Annotated in this window: 1 pseudogene; it reads left to right on the top strand. The window is 47.6% G+C overall.

What is annotated here, in order from left to right:
• Window positions 1-744 (top strand): annotated as a pseudogene (locus tag R7R24_RS26575) (hypothetical protein); the annotation flags it as partial.

Raw genomic sequence — 744 nt, 5'->3', positions numbered from 1 at the left:
TGCCTCACCCCATTTTGATTGTGGCAGTGTGCTTTGCACCGTTGGCATTGCTATTCGTCCTCAATCAAACCTTTTGGCTCGTGACACTGTTCGTTATCTTCTCTTTTTTCCGTATTCACGAAGCGTTTCCTGCCATTTACAGCTTTAAAATTCCATTGCTTCTATCCCTTGGCGCGTTAGCTGCGCTAGCTTTTCATCTACTGCTAAGTCGTCAACTTACGGCATTCTGGCACCCTTCACTCAAGTGGCTGTGCATTTTCTGGGGGCTGGTTATCATCGGGATTGTGTTCGCCTCTAGCCGAGATATTGCCATCACGGTATTTAAAAATACGTATTGGAAAATCATTGTGATGACCTTGGCGATCACTTGGCTGATCACCAAACCTCAGCAGCTTGCTCAAATGTCCAAAGCGATCATCGTCGCCGGCATGTTGATTGGGTTAGTCGCGCTTAACAACGCAGCGAACGGCATTGATTTAGTCGAAGGCACTCGCGTGTCGATTGGGCGTTCCATTGGTTCAGTGCTGGGCGACCCTAACGACTTGGCACTCGTGTTGATGTTTCCTCTCGCCTTTACCGTTAGTCAATTGATGGAAAAACGCTCGCCGACCCTATTACGACTCTTCGCGCTTATCACCTGCTTTATCCTGTTTTTCGCAGTGATACAAACACAAAGCCGTGGCGGTTTGTTGGGATCGCTCTCTGTGTTTGCTTACTTCGCCTTTAAACACATCAAAAGCAAAA

Source organism: Vibrio sp. 704, from assembly GCF_033339295.1.
This window is presented reverse-complemented; position numbering and strand designations above follow the sequence as displayed.